Source organism: Maribacter sp. TH_r10 (assembly GCF_033101095.1).
Classification (GTDB): Bacteria; Bacteroidota; Bacteroidia; order Flavobacteriales; family Flavobacteriaceae; genus Maribacter_A; species Maribacter_A luteus.
This window is the reverse complement of sequence record NZ_JAWMPY010000001.1, coordinates 37,840-57,471: the sequence shown is the minus strand read 5'-3', so window position 1 is coordinate 57,471 and position 19,632 is coordinate 37,840. Positions and strand designations below refer to the sequence as shown.

12 protein-coding genes and 1 tRNA gene are annotated in these 19,632 nt (G+C 41.6%); 8 read left to right on the top strand and 5 right to left on the bottom strand.

Features of this window, described 5'->3' with window-relative positions:
- Positions 1–98 precede the first annotated feature (98 nt).
- The 3 genes from R3X28_RS00250 to R3X28_RS00240 all read left to right on the top strand — a co-directional run bounded on the left by R3X28_RS00250 (position 99) and on the right by R3X28_RS00240 (position 6,548).
- On the top strand, positions 99–3,563 hold the full coding sequence (locus R3X28_RS00250) for a methylmalonyl-CoA mutase family protein (protein WP_317661536.1): 3,465 nt from the start codon (positions 99–101) through the stop codon (positions 3,561–3,563).
- 51 nt (positions 3,564–3,614) lie between these two features.
- Positions 3,615–3,983, top strand: coding sequence for a DUF7009 family protein (locus tag R3X28_RS00245; protein ID WP_154364577.1), 369 nt, complete (start codon positions 3,615–3,617; stop codon positions 3,981–3,983).
- Between the two features lie 123 nt (positions 3,984–4,106).
- Entirely contained in the window at positions 4,107–6,548 is a 2,442-nt protein-coding gene (locus R3X28_RS00240; RefSeq protein ID WP_317661534.1) for a glycoside hydrolase family 2 TIM barrel-domain containing protein, read from the top strand.
- Between the two features lie 286 nt (positions 6,549–6,834).
- Here R3X28_RS00240 and R3X28_RS00235 read toward each other — a convergent pair whose 3' ends face one another.
- From R3X28_RS00235 to R3X28_RS00215, 5 genes are all read right to left on the bottom strand, one after another.
- Positions 6,835–8,010: an acyl-CoA dehydrogenase family protein gene (locus tag R3X28_RS00235; RefSeq protein WP_317661533.1), complete on the bottom strand. Its 1,176-nt coding sequence runs from the start codon at positions 8,008–8,010 to the stop codon at positions 6,835–6,837.
- A gap of 56 nt (positions 8,011–8,066) precedes the next feature.
- Positions 8,067–8,801: a tRNA1(Val) (adenine(37)-N6)-methyltransferase gene (locus R3X28_RS00230; protein WP_282055621.1), complete on the bottom strand. Its 735-nt coding sequence runs from the start codon at positions 8,799–8,801 to the stop codon at positions 8,067–8,069.
- Positions 8,802–8,858: 57 nt separating this feature from the next.
- Positions 8,859–10,187 (bottom strand): sulfatase, encoded by a 1,329-nt coding sequence (locus tag R3X28_RS00225; RefSeq protein WP_246200121.1) that lies wholly within the window; start codon positions 10,185–10,187, stop codon positions 8,859–8,861.
- A 187-nt stretch (positions 10,188–10,374) separates the two neighbouring features.
- The gene (gene rimM, locus R3X28_RS00220) at positions 10,375–10,902 is read right to left on the bottom strand and encodes a ribosome maturation factor RimM (RefSeq protein WP_154364566.1); all 528 of its coding nucleotides are present in this window, start codon (positions 10,900–10,902) and stop codon (positions 10,375–10,377) included.
- A gap of 14 nt (positions 10,903–10,916) precedes the next feature.
- Positions 10,917–11,495: a 30S ribosomal protein S16 gene (locus tag R3X28_RS00215; RefSeq protein WP_154364564.1), complete on the bottom strand. Its 579-nt coding sequence runs from the start codon at positions 11,493–11,495 to the stop codon at positions 10,917–10,919.
- A gap of 225 nt (positions 11,496–11,720) precedes the next feature.
- Here R3X28_RS00215 and dnaE point away from each other — a divergent pair, with 225 nt between their 5' ends.
- The 5 genes from dnaE to R3X28_RS00190 all read left to right on the top strand — a co-directional run bounded on the left by dnaE (position 11,721) and on the right by R3X28_RS00190 (position 19,546).
- The gene (gene dnaE / locus R3X28_RS00210) at positions 11,721–16,157 is read left to right on the top strand and encodes a DNA polymerase III subunit alpha (RefSeq protein WP_317661529.1); all 4,437 of its coding nucleotides are present in this window, start codon (positions 11,721–11,723) and stop codon (positions 16,155–16,157) included.
- 102 nt (positions 16,158–16,259) lie between these two features.
- A complete protein-coding gene (gene trxA, locus R3X28_RS00205) occupies positions 16,260–16,577 on the top strand; it encodes a thioredoxin (protein ID WP_109651383.1) in 318 nt (105 codons plus the stop codon).
- Between the two features lie 82 nt (positions 16,578–16,659).
- Positions 16,660–17,589, top strand: coding sequence for a DUF58 domain-containing protein (locus tag R3X28_RS00200; protein ID WP_317661524.1), 930 nt, complete (start codon positions 16,660–16,662; stop codon positions 17,587–17,589).
- 75 nt (positions 17,590–17,664) lie between these two features.
- Positions 17,665–17,738 (top strand) — tRNA-Asp (locus R3X28_RS00195).
- Positions 17,739–18,061: 323 nt separating this feature from the next.
- Positions 18,062–19,546: a helix-turn-helix domain-containing protein gene (locus R3X28_RS00190; RefSeq protein ID WP_317661522.1), complete on the top strand. Its 1,485-nt coding sequence runs from the start codon at positions 18,062–18,064 to the stop codon at positions 19,544–19,546.
- The last annotated feature ends 86 nt before the right edge of the window (positions 19,547–19,632 follow it).

Genomic DNA, 19,632 nt, shown 5'->3' with positions numbered 1-19,632 from the left:
GTTAGTGTATTCAAATATTTTTGAGGTATTCTAAAAATCATCACCTTTTTGTTGAATAATCCGTAAATTACCACTCAAATAAAGAGTGTTTATTACAGATGAAACAAGTTATTCCTTATAAACCCAAGAATAAAGTACGTATCGTTACGGCAGCTTCCCTCTTCGATGGGCACGATGCATCTATAAATATTATGCGACGCATTATCCAAGCCACCGGGGTCGAAGTCATTCACCTAGGGCATGATCGTAGTGTGGAAGAAGTGGTGCAAACTGCCATTCAGGAAGATGTGAACGCCATTGCCATGACCTCCTATCAAGGAGGGCATAATGAGTATTTTAGATATATGTATGATTTGCTCAAGGAAAAAAAAGCAGATCATATCAAGATTTTTTGTGGAGGGGGAGGTGTTATCCTTCCAGAAGAGATAAAGGCTTTGATGGATTATGGTATCACTAAAATTTATTCTCCTGATGATGGGCGCACCATGGGCCTTCAAGGTATGATTAATGATTTGGTGCAAAAGTCAGATTTTCCCAATCCGCCATTGGTACTTCCTGAAGGAAAGGGAATAGAACAGCTTCTTCAAGGGAAACATGTGAAAACCATTGCACGTGGTATCAGTTTGGCTGAGAACAGGCCTGAAGAGTTCAAAAATATTTTTGCCCATTTAAGTGCATCTGATGCCGGTATTTTTCCCGTACTTGGGATTACCGGGACAGGGGGTGCCGGCAAATCTTCGTTAGTGGATGAGTTGGTACGTCGATTCTTAATTGATTTCCCTAATAAAACGATTGGTATAATATCGGTCGACCCTTCAAAACGTAAGACAGGCGGGGCATTGCTCGGTGATCGTATTCGAATGAACGCCATTAACGATCCTCGGGTTTATATGCGTAGTTTGGCCACCCGTCAAAGTAATTTGGCCCTTTCAAAACATGTACATGAAGCTGTTGGTATATTAAAGGCCGCCCAATTTGATTTGATCATCCTGGAGACTTCGGGAATTGGGCAATCCGATACCGAGATCATAGAACATAGCGATGTTTCGTTATATGTAATGACACCCGAATTTGGGGCCGCCACCCAACTTGAAAAGATAGATATGCTAGATTTTGCGGATCTGGTGGTCATCAACAAATTCGACAAACGAGGTGCCCTGGATGCTCTTCGTGATGTTAAGAAACAGTATATGAGGAGCCATGGTTTGTGGGAGACAAGTCAAGACGACCTTCCGGTTTTCGGAACCATAGCCTCACAATTCAATGACCCAGGGATGAATACCCTTTATAAGGCGGTCATGAACCAACTAGTAGAAAAAACCAATGTAGATTTGAATTCTACCTTTACCGCTTCAGAGGAACAATCGGAGAAGGTTTTTGTTATCCCTCCGGCTAGGACACGTTATCTCTCTGAAATTGCCGAAAGTAACCGGGCATACGATAAAAAGGTCAATGAACAAGTGCAATTGGCCCAGAGGCTTTATGGTGTTTTTAAAACGATTGAAACCATTTCGGATATTGCTCCAAATAGGGTTGAGACCTCTTACCTGACAATGGTTGGATTGAACGAGGAAGAGATTCTGAAACATGTCCGGGATAATGAGGAAAAAGAACACCTACTAAAAATGTTGTTCAAGGAATTCAGTCGTATAAAAATGGATTTTGACCCCTATTATTGGGAAATGTTGGTGCAATGGGACCAAAAGGTCAAGAGATACAAAGATCCCGTTTATAGTTTCGAGGTAAGAGGGAAAGAAATAAAGATCCAGACACATACCAAATCCCTTTCGCATAGCAGTATTCCTAAAGTGGCCTTGCCCAAGTACCAGGCTTGGGGTGATCTTTTACGATGGATGTTGCAAGAGAATGTGCCTGGGGAATTCCCGTTTACTTCAGGTTTGTATCCGTTTAAACGAACAGGTGAAGATCCAACGCGCATGTTTGCTGGTGAGGGTGGTCCCGAACGAACCAATAGACGGTTTCATTATCTGAGTATGGGTATGCCAGCTAAAAGACTTTCCACTGCCTTTGATAGTGTAACCCTATATGGCGGCGATCCAGACCATCGTCCTGATATTTATGGTAAAATAGGTAATGCCGGTGTTTCAATCTGTTGTTTGGATGATGCCAAGAAACTTTATTCCGGCTTTGATCTGGCAAATTCGATGACCTCGGTTAGTATGACAATCAATGGTCCTGCTCCCATGCTCCTCGGCTTTTTCATGAATGCGGCCATTGACCAACAATGTGAGTTGTACATCAAAGAAAATGGACTCGAAAAAGAAGTGGGGACCAAGATTGCATCCATTTATAAGAAGAAAGGTATAGAGCGGCCAAAGTACAACGGGGATCTTCCAAAAGGGCATAATGGTCTAGGCCTGTTTTTGCTCGGTGTCACAGGAGACCAGGTACTACCAAAAGAAATCTATGAAAAGATAAAGTCGAAGACCCTTTCCCAAGTACGAGGAACGGTGCAAGCAGACATTTTAAAGGAAGACCAAGCGCAGAATACCTGCATTTTTTCTACGGAATTCGCCCTACGTCTAATGGGTGATGTGCAAGAATATTTTATTCGCGAAGAGGTGCGTAACTTCTATTCGGTCTCAATTTCGGGCTATCATATTGCTGAGGCCGGTGCCAATCCCATATCCCAATTGGCATTTACATTGGCTAACGGATTTACGTATGTGGAGTACTATTTGGCAAGGGGGATGGACATAAACCAATTCGGCCCTAACCTTTCCTTTTTCTTCAGTAACGGTATCGATCCCGAATATGCGGTGATCGGTCGTGTGGCCCGTAAAATTTGGTCAAAGGCAATGAAAGATAAATATGGTGCGAACGAAAGGGCTCAGATGCTCAAATACCATATTCAAACATCGGGTCGCAGTTTGCATGCGCAAGAGATAGATTTTAATGATATTCGCACAACGCTGCAAGCATTGTATGCCATATATGACAATTGCAACTCCTTACATACCAATGCCTATGACGAAGCCATCACTACCCCGACCGAGGAATCGGTTCGTAGGGCGATGGCCATTCAATTGATCATTAATAAGGAATTGGGTCTTGCCAAGAACGAAAACCCTATTCAAGGGGCTTTTATCATTGAGGAGTTGACCGATTTGGTAGAGGATGCCGTACTTCAGGAATTTGACCGCATCACGGAACGCGGAGGTGTATTGGGGGCTATGGAGACGATGTACCAACGGAGTAAGATTCAGGAAGAAAGTTTGCATTATGAAACACTGAAACACACAGGGGAATACCCTATTATCGGTGTAAATACCTTTTTGAGCTCCAAGGGCTCACCGACCATTATGCCGGCTGAGGTCATTCGGGCTACCGAGGAAGAAAAGCAATTACAGATCAAAACCAAGGAAAACCTGAACAAGGCGAATGCGGACCAAGTTGAAGCTCAGGTCAAATCCTTGCAACAGGCGGCCATAAACAACGATAACCTATTTGAAAGGTTGATGGAAGTAACCAAGTACTGTACCTTAGGCCAGATTACTTCTGCATTGTTCAAGGTAGGGGGGCAATATCGCAGAAATATGTAGTGGTTTATAGTATCCAAAATCATTATCTTTGGAATACTACAAAAAAAGGATATGAAAATACGGATCAAAGAAAATTCTGTGCGGTTTCGATTAACACCCACTGAGGTGAAAAGGTTTTGTACTGAAGGCTCCATTGAGGAATCTACCCGATTTAGTTCAACCACCTTTAATTATGGGGTGAAGCAGAAAAATATTGAGAATTTACAGGTAGATTTCAACGGTAATACCATTACACTTTACGTGCCCGAAAGTTTTGCTAAAGAATGGTATGAAAATGACGTGGTGGGTATTGACCATCGTGAATCACTTGATGATGGGGGTACATTCTTTCTTTTATTGGAGAAAGATTTCGCTTGTTTGGATAACACCCATGAAGACCAGACGGATAAATATCCGAATCCCAAGGCAGGGCAATGCTGATGTGACTTTCCTCATTCATCGTTAGATGCGAATTAGGAAAAAGTACATTTTTAGTGAAAGGCCCGATTTGATAATAGTGTTAGATTCAGGCATATGTATTGATATTGACTTTAAACAATCAGCATGGTATTAAACCGATTTCGCCCTCTCTTTTTTCTGTTCTTATGTATTCCCGCCATCGTTCTAGGCCAAGTTCGTAGTGTTTTGACCCTTAAAAAAAATTGGAAATTCCACAATGGCCAGGATAGTATGGCTTATAAGATGGCTTTCGACGATTCTAAATGGCAATCGGTGACCATTCCCCATGATTGGGCTATTTATGGTCCTTTTGATAAGGAAATAGATAAGCAGGTGGTTGCTATTGAACAGAATAATGAGACTGTGGCCACTGAGAAAACCGGGAGAACCGGAGCTTTGCCGTATGTTGGCCAAGGTTGGTATCGAAACAAGTTTAGGATTCCCCAGTATAAAAAAGGGCAAAAGGTAATCTTGCTTTTTGAAGGGGCCATGAGCGAACCTAAAGTTTACGTGAACGGCAACAAGGTAGGTGAGTGGGGCTATGGATACAGTTATTTTCATTTTGATATTACAGAGCAGGTTTTGGCCGATAAGTTAAATACGATCGCAGTACAACTTACGAATGTTGAATCTTCATCGCGCTGGTATCCAGGAGCCGGACTATACAGGAATGTTCGCGTAATCGTCAAGAATAATGAGAGTATCGATCTATGGGGTACGTTTATAACCACACCGTTTATTTCCCCCGAAATGGCAAAAGTGAACATTAAGACAAAAGCATCTGGCGATGGTGTTCATTTGGTAACCCGGATAATCGATGCGGTAGGTGATACCCTTTCCACCGATATAACCCACTTAAAATTCGGTAATGAATTCGATCAGAACATTGCAGTGCCTGATCCAAAATTATGGAGTCCCGAGTCACCTTATCTCTATACGGCAGTTTCTCAATTGTTTGTTGGTGACGAATTGAAAGATGAAGTAACCACTCGTTTTGGAATACGTGATATTAAATATGATTCAAAAACCGGTTTTAGCTTAAACGGTAAAACCAGGAAGTTCAAAGGAGTTTGTCTGCATCACGATTTAGGACCCCTTGGTGCCGCTGTTAACCGTTCAGCGTTAAAAAGACAATTGCGGATATTAAAAGATATGGGTTGTGATGCCATTCGAAGTTCACATAATATGCCGTCGTTGGAACAACTGGAGTTGTGTGATGAGTTGGGTTTTATGTTCTTGGCTGAAAGCTTTGATGAATGGGCAAAACCTAAGGTTGAAAACGGATATAATCGTTTTTTCGAAGAATATGCTGAGAAAGATATCGTCAATTTGGTTCGGGCAACCCGTAATCACCCAAGTATCGTAATGTGGAGTGCGGGGAATGAAGTACCCGACCAATATGGCCTAATTGGGGTAAAACGGGCAAAATGGATACAGGATATTTTTCATCGTGAGGACCCAACACGACCGGTTACGGTAGGTATGGATCAAGTACAGAATTCGATGGAATCCGGCTTTGGTGCCATTCTCGATATCCCAGGACTTAATTATCGTTTACCGTTATACGAAGAAGCTTATGAAAAATTTCCCCAAGGGTTCATTTTGGGGTCAGAGACTGCTTCAACGGTAAGTTCGCGTGGTATTTACAAATTTCCCGTGGTCGAGGCTAAAATGAAACAATACAAGGACTATCAAAGTTCTTCCTATGATTTGGAAACCTGCAGTTGGTCGAATATTCCTGATGACGATTTTGTTTGGCAAGATGATAAGTCTTGGGTCATTGGTGAGTTCGTATGGACAGGTTTTGATTATTTGGGAGAGCCTACACCATATGACGAAAAGTGGCCATCGCGCAGTTCATATTTTGGCATCAATGATTTGGCAGGGCTACCAAAAGACCGTTATTATTTATATCGTAGTCGATGGAATACCGAGGAGGAAACTTTACATATACTGCCCCATTGGAATTGGGAAGGACGTGAAGGCGAGACTACGCCGGTTTTCGTTTATACAAGTTATGACAGTGCAGAGTTGTTCGTGAACGGGAAAAGTATGGGTGTTCGGAAAAAGCATTTTGGAACATCGAAGAACAGATATCGCCTTATGTGGATGGATGTTCAATACGACCCCGGCTCTTTAAAAGTCGTTGCTTTTGACGGCCAGGGTAAAGTAGCGGTGGAGAAAGAGATGGTCACTGCGGGTAAGCCTTATAGAATAGTACTTGACCCCGATAGGACCGAATTGAATGCCGATGGCGAAGATTTGGCATTCGTTACCGTTTCTGTAGTAGATAAACATGGGATTTTATGCCCGACTGCTACAAACCAATTAAAGTTTAAGGTCAAGGGCGAAGGTAAGTATAGGGCTGCGTGCAACGGTGATCCTACATCCTTAGAGATGTTCCATCATCCGACCATGAAATTGTTTAGTGGAAAACTGGTCGTTTTGGTAACAACTACGGAAAAGGCCGGTTCAATTGAATTATCCGTAACAGGTAAAGGATTGAAAAGTGCTAAAATCGGTTTGTCTTCTAAAAAGCCTTTGTAATCCAAGGCCCTAACATATAGAAAGGTGTTAACTAAAAAGAGTCCGATCAATAAAGACCGGACTCTTTTACGAGAACACTATATGAAAATGAAAAATTTTATTTCGTTTTTATTACATGGTAAATGTACCCTAAGCAACACATTAGTGAAAACAAATGATGTGTACCTACCGAAAGTTGTGGTGTACGCTTCTAATTTTGTTTTTAAGGATGGAGTAAGGTTTAGAATTGGCTTCATAATCAATCCATACGAACCGTTTACTTAAAAAACTGATAGATTCGATTGTGTTAGAACGCGGATAGTCCTGTGATATCGGCCCCTGTAATCAAAAGGTGAATGTCATGGGTGCCTTCGTATGTGATAACACTCTCAAGGTTCATCATATGCCGCATAATGCTGTAGTCACCCGTTATCCCCATCGCGCCCAATACTTGTCTTGCTTCCCGGGCTATATGTAAGGCCATGTCCACATTATTGCGTTTGGCCATTGAGATTTGTGCCGAAGTTGCGCGTTCCTCATTTTTCAATTGTCCGAGGCGAAACGTCAATAATTGAGCTTTTGTGATCTCCGTGATCATTTCGGCCAATTTTTTCTGTTGTAATTGTTTGGCGGCTATAGGTTTACCAAATTGAATACGTTCCTTGGCGTAACGCAAGGCGGTATCGTAACAATCCATCGCAGCTCCGATTGCACCCCATGCAATGCCATAACGGGCAGAATCCAAACATCCTAAAGGTGCACCAAGACCATTTTTGCCCGGTAAAAGATTTTCTTTGGGCACTTTTACATTGTCAAAAATGAGTTCTCCGGTTGCCGATGCCCTCAAAGACCACTTGCCATGGGTTTCAGGGGTGGAAAAACCTTCCATACCACGCTCAACGATCAAACCGTGTATACGGCCTTCTTCATTTTTGGCCCATACTACGGCAATGTCGGCGAAAGGGGAGTTAGATATCCATAATTTCGCCCCATTTAAAAGGAAATGATCGCCCATATCCTTGAATTTGGTTTCCATTCCCCCTGGATTGGATCCATGGTTGGGTTCAGTAAGTCCAAAACAGCCCATAAATTCGCCAGAGGCCAATTTTGGTAAGTACTTTTTACGTTGTTCTTCCGTCCCATATTTGAAAATAGGATACATCACCAATGAAGATTGTACAGAGGCCGTAGAGCGCACGCCACTATCCCCACGTTCTATTTCCTGCATAATGAGTCCGTAACTGATCTGATCCAAACCAGCCCCACCATATTCCTCAGGAATATAAGGGCCAAAAGCCCCGATTTCTGCCAAACCACCTAAGATTTGCTTGGGAAACTCTGCTTTTTGGGCATATTCTTCAATAATCGGGGTAATATCACGCTTTACCCATTGGCGGGCTGCGTCGCGAACCAACAGATGTTCTTCAGAGAAAAGTTCATCTAAATTATAGTAATCGGGAGCTTCAAATAGGTCAGGTTTCATAGCGCTTGTTTTTCTCAAATATAGATAAAGAAATATAACATATCAAAAGCATATTGTTACATATTTAAATAAAAATCTTTTGTCAGGGCAATATAATCATCAGTATACTGGTGTCTTTCCTTCTCAATTACCAGTTCATTGATTTCAATTTTTTGTTCAGAAAATGAAAACTGTAAAAGGCTCCTTTTTACATCGGTTGTTGAATTTCCTTTAACACGGGTGATTCGTGAAGGGTAAAGTCCGTTTTGCCTGGTCAAGTTTAAAAATTGGCTTTCTTCTTTAAAAGGGATAATCGTAGAAAATGAACCGTCTTTTGTTAATAATTTGGTAACACCCTCTACTAATTCATTAAAGGGTAGGGATGTATTCTGTCTTGCTGAATCCCTAGCATAATCCCCGCTGGTAACTTCTTCTTTATAGAAAGGGGGATTCGATACAATCAGGTTGTATAGTTCAGATTCATCAGGTTTTTCTTCTGTGTATTCATCAACAAATTCATCAAAACCGGCATGAAAACAAAACAACCGGTCTCCCCAAGGCGAATTTTCGAAATTCTCCGTGCATTGTTCAAAAGCGTCTCCATCTAATTCTATGGCTTCAATGTTCTCCGCGAAACTACGTTGTGCCAGCATCAATGCTATTATCCCTGTGCCAGCGCCAATATCCAAAATGTTATAAGTGTTGTTATTTATTGCTGTCCAAGCCCCTAATAGTACACCGTCAGTGCCTATTTTCATGGCACAACGATCTTGTTTTATTGTGAATTGTTTGAATTTAAAAGGCTTCATGATTTCATTGTGTTAGGTGATTCTATAAGACCTGTTTAGAGGTTTGGGTTTACCGTGATTTTAGTCAAGCCTTCCAGGTTGCCGTGTCTCGCTACCTTCCAATTCCAATAATGAGTCTCCCAATCTTGACCGCATATCATTGGCAAGTAATTTTATTTCGGTTACGATGTTAGGGTGCTGATCGGCAATATTTTGGGTCTCACTCTCATCGTTCTCCACATTGTACAACTCAATTTCTTCCAAGTCGACCATTCGGTATTCGCCGGGTTGACCATCTTTTCCGGGGTCCTGTCCTTCCATGGTTCTATAGCGATGGGGAAAGTACATTTTCCATTTGCCATAACGTACCCCGAAAAGTTCATTGACCCGATAATAAAAGAAATAGGCTTTTTGAGGACTTTTAGTTGTTTGTCCTGAAATAACCTGCCAGACATCCTTGCCATCAATGGTCAATTCTGGAAGTTTGGATTGTGTAAGTGAGGCTAGGGTAGGTAACATGTCGATGGCCATCACGGGAACGTCAACAACCTTTCCTGCCGGCAGTTTATCCGGATATTTAATTATGAAAGGTTCGCGCTGACCGCCTTCCCAGGCAGTTCCTTTGCCTTCACGGTGCGGCAATGCACTGCCCGCATGATTACCATAAGATAGCCAAGGACCATTGTCAGAGGTGAAAATTACGATAGTGTTATCTTCCAGTCCATTCTTTTTTAAAGCATCCATTATTTGCCCCACTGACCAATCAATTTCCATAATCACATCACCATATAAACCCCTTTTTGATTTCCCTTTGAATTTGTCCGATACGAACAAAGGTACATGGGGTTGCGGATGGGGTACATATAAAAAGAATGGATTTTCTTTGTTTCTGTTAATGAAATCAACGCTGCGCTCAGTAATTTGGGTAGTTAATTGTGACTGCTCGGTCAAGGTATCAATGACCGTTTCATTTTCATAAAGGGGAAGGTCCGGAAAATTGAAAATAGGACCTTGTTGGGGATGGTAAGGCCACATATCGTTGGAATACGGAATACCGAAATATTCATCAAAACCATGGCGATTTGGCATAAATTCTGGATAATGGCCTAAATGCCACTTTCCGAAAATTGCAGTTTTATACCCTTTGGTCTTTAGCATTTCCGCAATGGTGGTTTCTTCACTATTTATGCCATGGGTATTGTCTGGTCCCAAAGCATTGTGTATTCCTATTCGGTTGGGATAGCACCCTGTCAATAAACCGGCCCGTGATGCCGAGCATACGGCTTGGGCGGCATAGTAATTCGTTAATTTTACACCTTCTGAGGCCATTTGGTCCAAATGGGGTGTTTCTATATTCGGAGACCCGAATACGCCCACATCTTGGTAGCCTTGGTCGTCTGTGAGAATCAAAACAATATTTGGTGGAGTGTTGGGCCCGGATTTTTTTGTTGCCTTATTTTGGCACGAGCAAAAGCATAAAAACAGTAGAGGGAGTAGTATTCTGTACATAAGGGTTTTGGTTCGATTATACCCTAAAGATAACACTAATAAAAGCCAAACCTGATTTTTGAATTTAGTTTTAGGGTTGAATATTGACTTACCCTAAATAGAGGTCTACCAAACCTTCCGGAGTACTTACATGAATGGTCTTGTTTTCCCGATCTACTTGGGTAATGATTTCGTCATTGATGGGGATCAACAATTCCTTTCCCTCCTTATCTACTTCAAAAAGGGCCTGGGAAGTGTTGTCATTAACGCTTTTGATAATTCCGATATCTCCATGCACACTATCTATAAGTGTAAAACCGATTACTTCATGAAAATAGAATTTATCCCCGCTAAGTTTGGGAAGAAAAGAAAGGGGAAGGTAAAGTTCGGAACCCATGATGCGGTCCGCATCACTTTCGGTTTTTACCTCTTCAAAATCTATACGCAGAAGACTGCTCTTGTGCAGGCGGCATTTATCAATAAAAAATGGAACCAGATTGTTTCCTAAAGAAACAAAAACTGATTCCATGTTTTCGTAAATCTCAGGCTCATCGGTATCGAGTTTAACGAGTACCTCACCTTTGAAACTATATTTTGAAACGATCTTACCTAAGTAGAAACAAGAAGACTTGTCCATCGTTTCGGGTTATTTTACTTTTCTTCTTTAGGAGCTTCTCCTTTTGCTTCTTCTACAGCAGCATCAAGGGCGGAAACTTCTTCAACTGGTGCTTCGTCAACTACAGGTGCTTCCTCAACTATTTCTTCTGGTTCAGGTAAAGCGGCAGCGGCTGCTTCGGCAGCACGTTTTTCGTTGATTTCTTTTTCAGCAGCCAATGCTTTAGATTTAGCATCTGCTTTTTCTTTATCCAATCCACTTACTTTAGATGCAACGGCCTGTTCTTTTTCAGCGATCCAAGCATTGAATTTTTCTTCAGCTTGCTCTTCGGTCAAGGCTCCTTTACGAACACCACCTAATAAATGGTGCTTTAAAAGAACACCTTTATAAGAAAGTATTGCTCTGGCGGTATCAGTGGGTTGTGCCCCATTGTTCAACCACTCTACGGAATTGTCTATTTTTAATTCAATGGTTGCTGGGTTGGTGTTGGGATTGTAGATTCCTAGTTTTTCCAAGAATTTACCATCTCTCTTTGCACGGGAATCAGCGGCTACGATCCAATAGAAAGGTTTTCCTTTTTTTCCGTGTCTTTGTAATCTAATCTTTACTGGCATATCACATTAATTTTGTAGGGTGCCCGACCCTCGGTTATTAATTCTTTTTTTTTGTCCCTTAAAATGGGCTGCAAATATACTTCAATTCTTGAAATGCACAATAGGTTTTGTTGTTATTTGTATTGAATTGGGGTGAGGTTAATAACTCATGATAACTAGATATTTGCCTAAAGCCCCTTTTTGTATATTTTTATAAGCTATTTTCTTGTTACTAAAACACACTGAATGTACCTTATTTTTGATACTGAGACTACTGGTTTGCCCAAGCGATGGGATGCACCCATTACCGACACCGATAACTGGCCACGCTGTATTCAGATTGCTTGGCAATTGCATGATGCCATGGGTAATTTGGTCGAAAGTCAGGATTATTTGGTGAAACCCGACGGATTCAACATACCCTATGATGCAGAGCAGATCCATGGTATTTCTACCGAGCTTGCCGCCCAAAAAGGGATTCCGTTGGCCGAGGTTTTGGAAAAGTTCAATGTTGCCATGTCCAAAACAAAATTCATTGTGGGGCAGAATGTAGGGTTCGATGTGAATATCATGGGGGCTGAGTATCACCGACTGGATGTTGCGAACCCCTTACAAGAACTACCGGTTTTGGATACCTGTACCGAGGAGACGGCATTACTATGCAAGATACCGGGAGGTCGTGGGGGAAAATTCAAGTTGCCTACACTGACAGAACTCCATGAGTATCTTTTTAACCAGCCATTTGCAGAGGCGCATAATGCCACTGCCGATGTGGAGGCAACTACACGGTGTTTCTTGGAATTGGTGCGCCAAGGGCATTATACCCAAGAGCAACTCGATGTGCAACCCGATTATTTTCGACAATTCTCCGAAGCCAACCCTAAGGAGATAGAGCTTATTGGGCTAAAACACATCAATCTAAAGAAGGCTTCCAAGAAAATTGCCGATGCCCTTTGGAAAAAAGATACTGGTGGTGCAACACATGAAGAAATTCAGGAAAACCTTGCATCATTGGAGTCGGCGGAGTTCGTACACCTTCACAACCATACCCAGTTCTCCATATTGCAATCAACAATCAGTGTGCCCGATTTGATCCAGGCGACAGCGAAGAACAATATGCCCGCCGTTGCCATGACCGATCATGCGAATATGATGGGTGCCTTTCATTTTGTGAACGGGGTCATGAACCACAATAAGGGGGTCGTTTCAAGAAATAAGGAGCTGAAAAGAAGGTTTGAGGCGACCCAAAACGACACTTTGGAAGAAGGGGAAGAGCCTTTGAATGAGTTGCCGGAATTAGAAAAGGAAATAACCCCAATTGTCGGATGCGAGTTTCAGGTCTGTGAAAATCATACCGATAAAACCCAAAAAGATAACGGGTATCAAATCGTGATGTTGGCCAAGAACAAGAACGGCTACCATAATTTGGCCAAAATGTCCTCTATCGCATTTGTAGACGGGAAATACTATGTTCCGAGGATTGATAAAAAAATTGTTGAACAGTACAAGGAAGACATCATTGTACTTACAGGTAACTTGTATGGCGAGGTGCCGAGCAAGGTGCTGAATGTTGGTGAGAAACAGGCAGAAGAAGCTTTGTTATGGTGGAAAGGGACATTCGGCGATGATCTTTACATTGAGCTGATGCGCCATGGTCAAGAAGATGAAAACCGTGTTAATCAGGTATTGATCCAATTTGCCAAAAAACACGACATTAAATTAATAGCGTCGAACAATACCTATTACGCCAAAAAAGAAAATGCCAATGCGCATGATATTCTTTTGTGTGTAAAAGATGGTGAAAAGCAAGCAACGCCTATAGGTCGTGGGCGTGGATATAGATACGGACTACCCAATCAGGAGTATTATTTTAAGTCCTCCGAAGAGATGAAAGAGCTCTTTAAGGATATTCCTGAAGCTATTATCAATATACAGGAAGTAATAGATAAGATTGAAACCTATACCCTGGCTCGGGACGTATTGTTACCTGCTTTTGATATTCCCGAGGAATTTCAGTTCGAAGAGGATAAAGTGGATGGAGGTAAACGCGGGGAAAATAAATTCTTGCGACATATAACGTATGAGGGTGCTAAAAAACGATATGGTGAAATTACACCTGAAATCGCGGAACGCATAGATTTTGAGTTGGAGGTCATTGAGAAAACCGGATATCCCGGCTATTTCTTGATTGTTGAGGATTTTATTCGTGCGGCCCGTAAAATGGATGTATCAGTAGGTCCGGGCCGTGGATCGGCAGCAGGTTCGGTAGTTGCCTATTGTTTATGGATCACGAATTTGGATCCTATTAAGTACGATCTGCTTTTTGAGCGTTTCTTGAATCCGGATCGTGTGTCAATGCCCGATATCGATATCGATTTTGATGATGAAGGTCGTGGGCGTGTCATGGATTATGTGATCGATAAATATGGCGCCAATCAGGTGGCGCAGATCATCACCTATGGTACTATGGCGGCAAAATCATCTATTCGGGATACCGCCCGTGCCTTGGACTTGCCTTTGGGAGATGCCGATCGTATGGCTAAGTTGATTCCCAACATGTCCAAACTCAAAAAGATCATTGGGGTCGATGAAGCTGTTTTAAAGAAAAAATTCAACAGTGAAGAACTGCTCAAGATCAATGAGTTGTTGAACATATCGGAAGGTCAGGGCTTGGAGTCGGAAACCTTGAACCAAGCATTTGTATTGGAAGGCTCGGTTCGTAATACCGGAATCCATGCCTGTGGGGTGATCATTACCCCTGATGATATAACCAAGTTCGTACCCGTGGCTTTGGCCAAGGATTCTGACATGTATTGCACACAGTTCGACAACTCTGTTGTTGAAAGTGCCGGACTGTTGAAGATGGATTTCTTGGGATTGAAGACCTTGACCCTTATTAAGGATACGGTTAAGATCGTAAAAGCCAAACATGGTATTGAGCTAGATCCGGAGAACTTTCCTTTGGATGATGAAAAAACCTACGAACTTTTCCAACGGGGTGAAACGGTAGGGGTGTTCCAGTATGAATCCCCTGGTATGCAAAAACACATGCGGTCGTTAAAGCCTACCGTATTTGCCGACCTTATTGCCATGAACGCTTTGTACCGTCCAGGTCCGATGGAATACATACCTAGTTTCATTGCCCGTAAACACGGTACCGAAGAAATTATCTATGACCTTGATGCCTGTGAGGAATATTTGGCCGAAACGTATGGTATTACGGTTTATCAAGAGCAGGTGATGCTACTTTCCCAGAAACTGGCGGACTTTACCAAAGGTGAGGCCGATGTTTTGAGGAAAGCGATGGGGAAAAAGCAGAAGCATGTGCTTGATAAGATGAAGCCCAAGTTCATTAAGCAAGCTGCGGCCAAAGGGCACCCTGAAGATGTTCTTGAAAAAATCTGGAAAGACTGGGAAGCCTTTGCTTCCTATGCATTCAACAAGAGTCACTCTACGTGTTATGCATGGATTGCCTACCAGACAGCTTATTGTAAGGCACATTACCCTGCTGAATACATGGCGGCGGTACTGTCTAACAACATGAACGACATAAAGCAGGTTACCTTCTTTATGGAAGAGTGTAAGCGAATGGGCTTGGATGTTTTAGGTCCTGATGTGAATGAATCTTACTATAAATTCGCCGTGAACAAAGAGGGGGCCGTTCGTTTTGGAATGGGTGCTATCAAGGGCGTCGGTAGGGGAGCTGTTGAAACCATTGTAGAGAACAGGAAAGAAGAAGGGCCTTACAAATCGGTTTTCGATATGGCCAAGCGAATAGACTTAAGGGCCTCGAACAAAAAGGCTTTCGAGAGTTTGGCCGTTGCAGGTGGGTTCGATTCTTTCGGTACCACCCATAGGGCACAATATTTTCATCATGATGGTGATGGGGTTACCTTTCTGGAAAAGGTAATCAAGTATGGTTCAAAATTTCAGGAAAACCAGAACTCTTCACAAGTAAGTCTGTTCGGTGAAGCCAGTGAGGTGCAGATTCCCGAACCTGAGGTTCCGCCATGTGAAGAATGGGGGACCATGGAAAAACTCCGTAGGGAAAAAGAAGTGGTCGGTATTTATATTTCCGGTCACCCTTTAGATGATTTCAAGACCGAGATCAATGCATTCTGTAATGCCAGTGTGGCCAATGTCCAGAATTTAGAGGAAATCGTAAACCGTGAAATCTCAATTGCCGGGGTAGTATCTGACGTTCAGCACCGTGTATCGAAGAACGGGAAAGGATGGGCCATGTTTACCATTGAAGATTATACCGATTCTTTTGAGTTTAGGATTTTCGGGGAAGAGTACCTCAAGTTCAGGCATTTTCTTATGATCAATTCCTTTGTATATATCAAAATATTCATTCGTGAAGGATGGGTCAATAGGGATACGGGAAAAAAAGGAGATCCGAGGATGCAGTTCAATAATTTCATGTTGCTTCAAGATGTAATGGAAACCTTTGCCAAGAAACTGACCATTAAATTGAACATAGACGAGTTACGGGAGGAAAGTATAGAGGATCTAAAGGATACCTTGGTCGCACATAAGGGAAACCATCCATTGAATTTTGTCGTATATGAAATGGAGGAGGAAATAAAGGTGAACCTATCCAGCAGAAAACAAAAAGTACAGATAACCAGTGACTTGTTACATCGGTTGGAAGCCCAAGAAGTACATTATAAGTTAAATTAACGATAAATTCCTTCGATACGGCAATAGGTAAAATGTATATTACGTTAGTAAGGTTAAGGTAAAATAATTGACTAAATTTGCATAATAATTAAACATACAGACATGGCATTAGAAATAACAGATGCTACTTTTGATGAAGTAGTCTTAAAAAGTGATAAACCAGTAGTAGTGGATTTTTGGGCAGCTTGGTGTGGTCCTTGTAGAATGGTAGGTCCTATCATCGATGAGGTAAGTACCGAATATGAAGGAAAAGCCGTTATCGGCAAAGTGGATGTTGATGCTAATCAAGAGTTCGCAGCAAAATATGGGGTACGTAATATCCCGACCGTATTAGTGTTCAAAGATGGTGAGATCGTAAATAGACAAGTAGGTGTTTCACCTAAGAAAGTCTATACCGATGCTATTGATGCACTATTGTAAAAAGAAAATTTCTTGTATTTAAAGGACCCTGACGACATCGCCAGGGTCTTTTTGTTTTATATTAGAGGTACAAAAATCAAGTATGGATCTAAGATCGGAGTTAGACAAGGCAAGCTTATTCCAGAATTTGGAACTTTTGGCGCAACAAGTCGTTGAGGGTTTCATTAGTGGTATACATAAGAGTCCGTTTCACGGTTTCTCGGCCGAGTTTGCCGAACATAAGATCTATAATAATGGGGAAAGTACAAAGCATATAGATTGGAAGCTGTTCGCCAAGACCGATAAGTTGTATACCAAGCGATATGAAGAAGAGACCAATCTACGGTGCCATATGATTTTGGATAACTCCGCCTCAATGTATTATCCAGAAATCGCGAACCCGACCATTGATAACCTGAACAAAATAGGATTCGGGGTATTGGCCATTGCAGCGATCATGAATATACTTAAAAGGCAGCGTGATGCAGTTGGGCTCAGTGTATTCTCAGATAGCTATAGTTTTTATTCCACGGAAAAGGGAAGCGAGCGCCACCATCAAATGCTCCTATCCAAATTAAGTGAGATCAGTTTGGATACCAAACCGGCAAAACAAACCGATATTTATACCTATTTGCATTTAATCGCCGAAAAGATAAAACGTAGGAGCCTTATTTTTTTATTTACCGATATGTTCCAGACCACTACGGATGATGAACGTATATTCGATGCGTTAAGGCATTTAAAGTACAATAAGCACGAGGTGGTTTTATTTCATCTGTTGGATGCGGATAAGGAATTGCATTTCGATTTCAGTAACGCCCCCAAGCGTTTTTTGGATGTAGAGACCGGGGAACATATAGATTTGTTTTCCGATACGGTGAAAGAAGGGTACGAAAAAGCCATAAAAACCTATTTCGATAGCTTAAGATTAAAATGTGCCCAATATAAGATAAAGTATGTTGAGGTCGATGTACGGGGCGATTTCTCAAAGGTCTTGAACACTTTTATGGGGGAACGGCAGAAATTCCTTTAATGTTGCGAAATATTTTTTAAAAAAATGTTTGTGCAATTGAATAAGCAATGTATATTTGCACTCGCTAAACGCCACGGTCTGGTAGTTCAGTTGGTTAGAATACCTGCCTGTCACGCAGGGGGTCGCGGGTTCGAGTCCCGTCCAGACCGCAAGTAAATAAAGGGCTTCCGATAAATCGGAAGCTTTTTTATTTTTGGGTTGCACGTAGATTGCACGCGGTTTGTGGTTGCATTTTAAAGAACTATTTTAACTGAAATATTTATCGTAAATATTGATTAATAGTTTTTTAAACTTCTATTAGCCTTAAGTTGTCTAGCGGTTGTGGCTATATCCTATATATTATTAAAAATTTACTCTAGTTGTATTTTATAGCTGCAATTAAGCTAACTTTTCAGCTTCCGAAACTTCGGCCAATATAGTCACCCCAATAAATTATCCCTAGCTTTGCGTATTAACAAAGATTCAATACCACGTGCTGATAGAACGATTAAAACATATCATCGAACAAGGCGAGGGCACTAGAACCGAATACAAGGAAGCTCGGTCAAAGCTGCCCAAAAACCTATTTGAGTCCATTTGTGCCATGCTCAATAGAGACGGTGGGGATATCGTTTTGGGGGTAACTGATAGCAGTGTTATCACGGGAGTGGATAAAAAGAAGGTCGAAGAACTTAAAAACGATTTGGTCACGCTCTCCAACAACCCCAACAAGTTAGACCCTCCATTTATTCTATTCCCACAGGTATATGAAATTGAAAATGAATCAATAATTCATATTCAAGTGCCGGCAAGTTCCCAAATGCATAAGAGCGCAGGTCATATTTATGATAGAAGTAACGATGGGGATTTTAAAGTCGGCGAGCCACAATTAATAGCGGATATCTATAATAGAAAACGCAACCATTATTCTGAGGGTACGATTTATCCATTTGTACAACTATCTAATTTTAATTCAGAATTGTTCACTCGAGCAAGGAAATTGATTTGGGGAAATAATCAAAACCATCCATGGTTATCACTCTCCGACGAACAATTGTTGCAGAAGGCAGGGCTCTGGAAAAAGGACTTTGCCACTGGTAAAGAAGGATACACTTTAGCGGCCATTTTGCTATTTGGCAAAGACGAAACCATTCAGCAGATTTTACCGCATTATAAAATTGATGCCTTGGTACGGAAGGATAATGTTGAGCGTTTTGACGACAGGTTATACTGCACTACCAATCTTATCGATGCATACGACCAGTTAATGGATTTTGCTGCCAAACATCTTTCGGACCCTTTCTTTTTGGAAGGCACACAACGAAGAAGTTTACGAGGTATTATTTTCAGGGAAATTATCGTGAATATGATAGTACATCGGGAATATACCAATGCACAGTCGGCCACTTTCATTATTTATAGGGATAGGGTCGAAACCGAGAATGCGAACAATCCGCATGGAGAAGGGGTTATATCACCGATTAATTTTTCGCCCTTTCCCAAAAACCCGTCCATCGCCAAGTTTTTTATGCAATTGGGCCGCTTTGATGAATTAGGCTCGGGAATTCTCAATGTAAATAAATATATCGAAGCCTATTCTGGAAAGGATAATCCTCAATTTATTGAAGGAGCTACTTTTAAAACTATAATTCCTGTTCCTATTCGTGGAGCAGATGACGGAGGAACTAGTGGAGCTAATGAGGGAGCAATTGAGGGAGTAATTGAGGGAGCAGTTGGAGGAGTAACTGATGGAGTAAAGGAAAGACTTGCTCTTCTTTTAACTGCTATCGCTGATAATGAAGGTAAAAGAGTTCCTGATTATAAAGAAAAGACTAATCTTCCTGAAAGTTCAATAGAAAGATACATTGCGCAGCTCCGCAACGCTGGTCTAATAGAATTTAGAGGAAATGCTCCTCAGACCGGCGGGTATTTTTTAAAAGACAATGTTAGACAATTGATAGAAAAAGACAAAATGTAGTATTGGATAAATTGCAGTATAAATTTTAGACTTCACTATTTCTGAAAAAATTGTCGGCCTAAAGAGTCAAGACAACAATTGTTCGC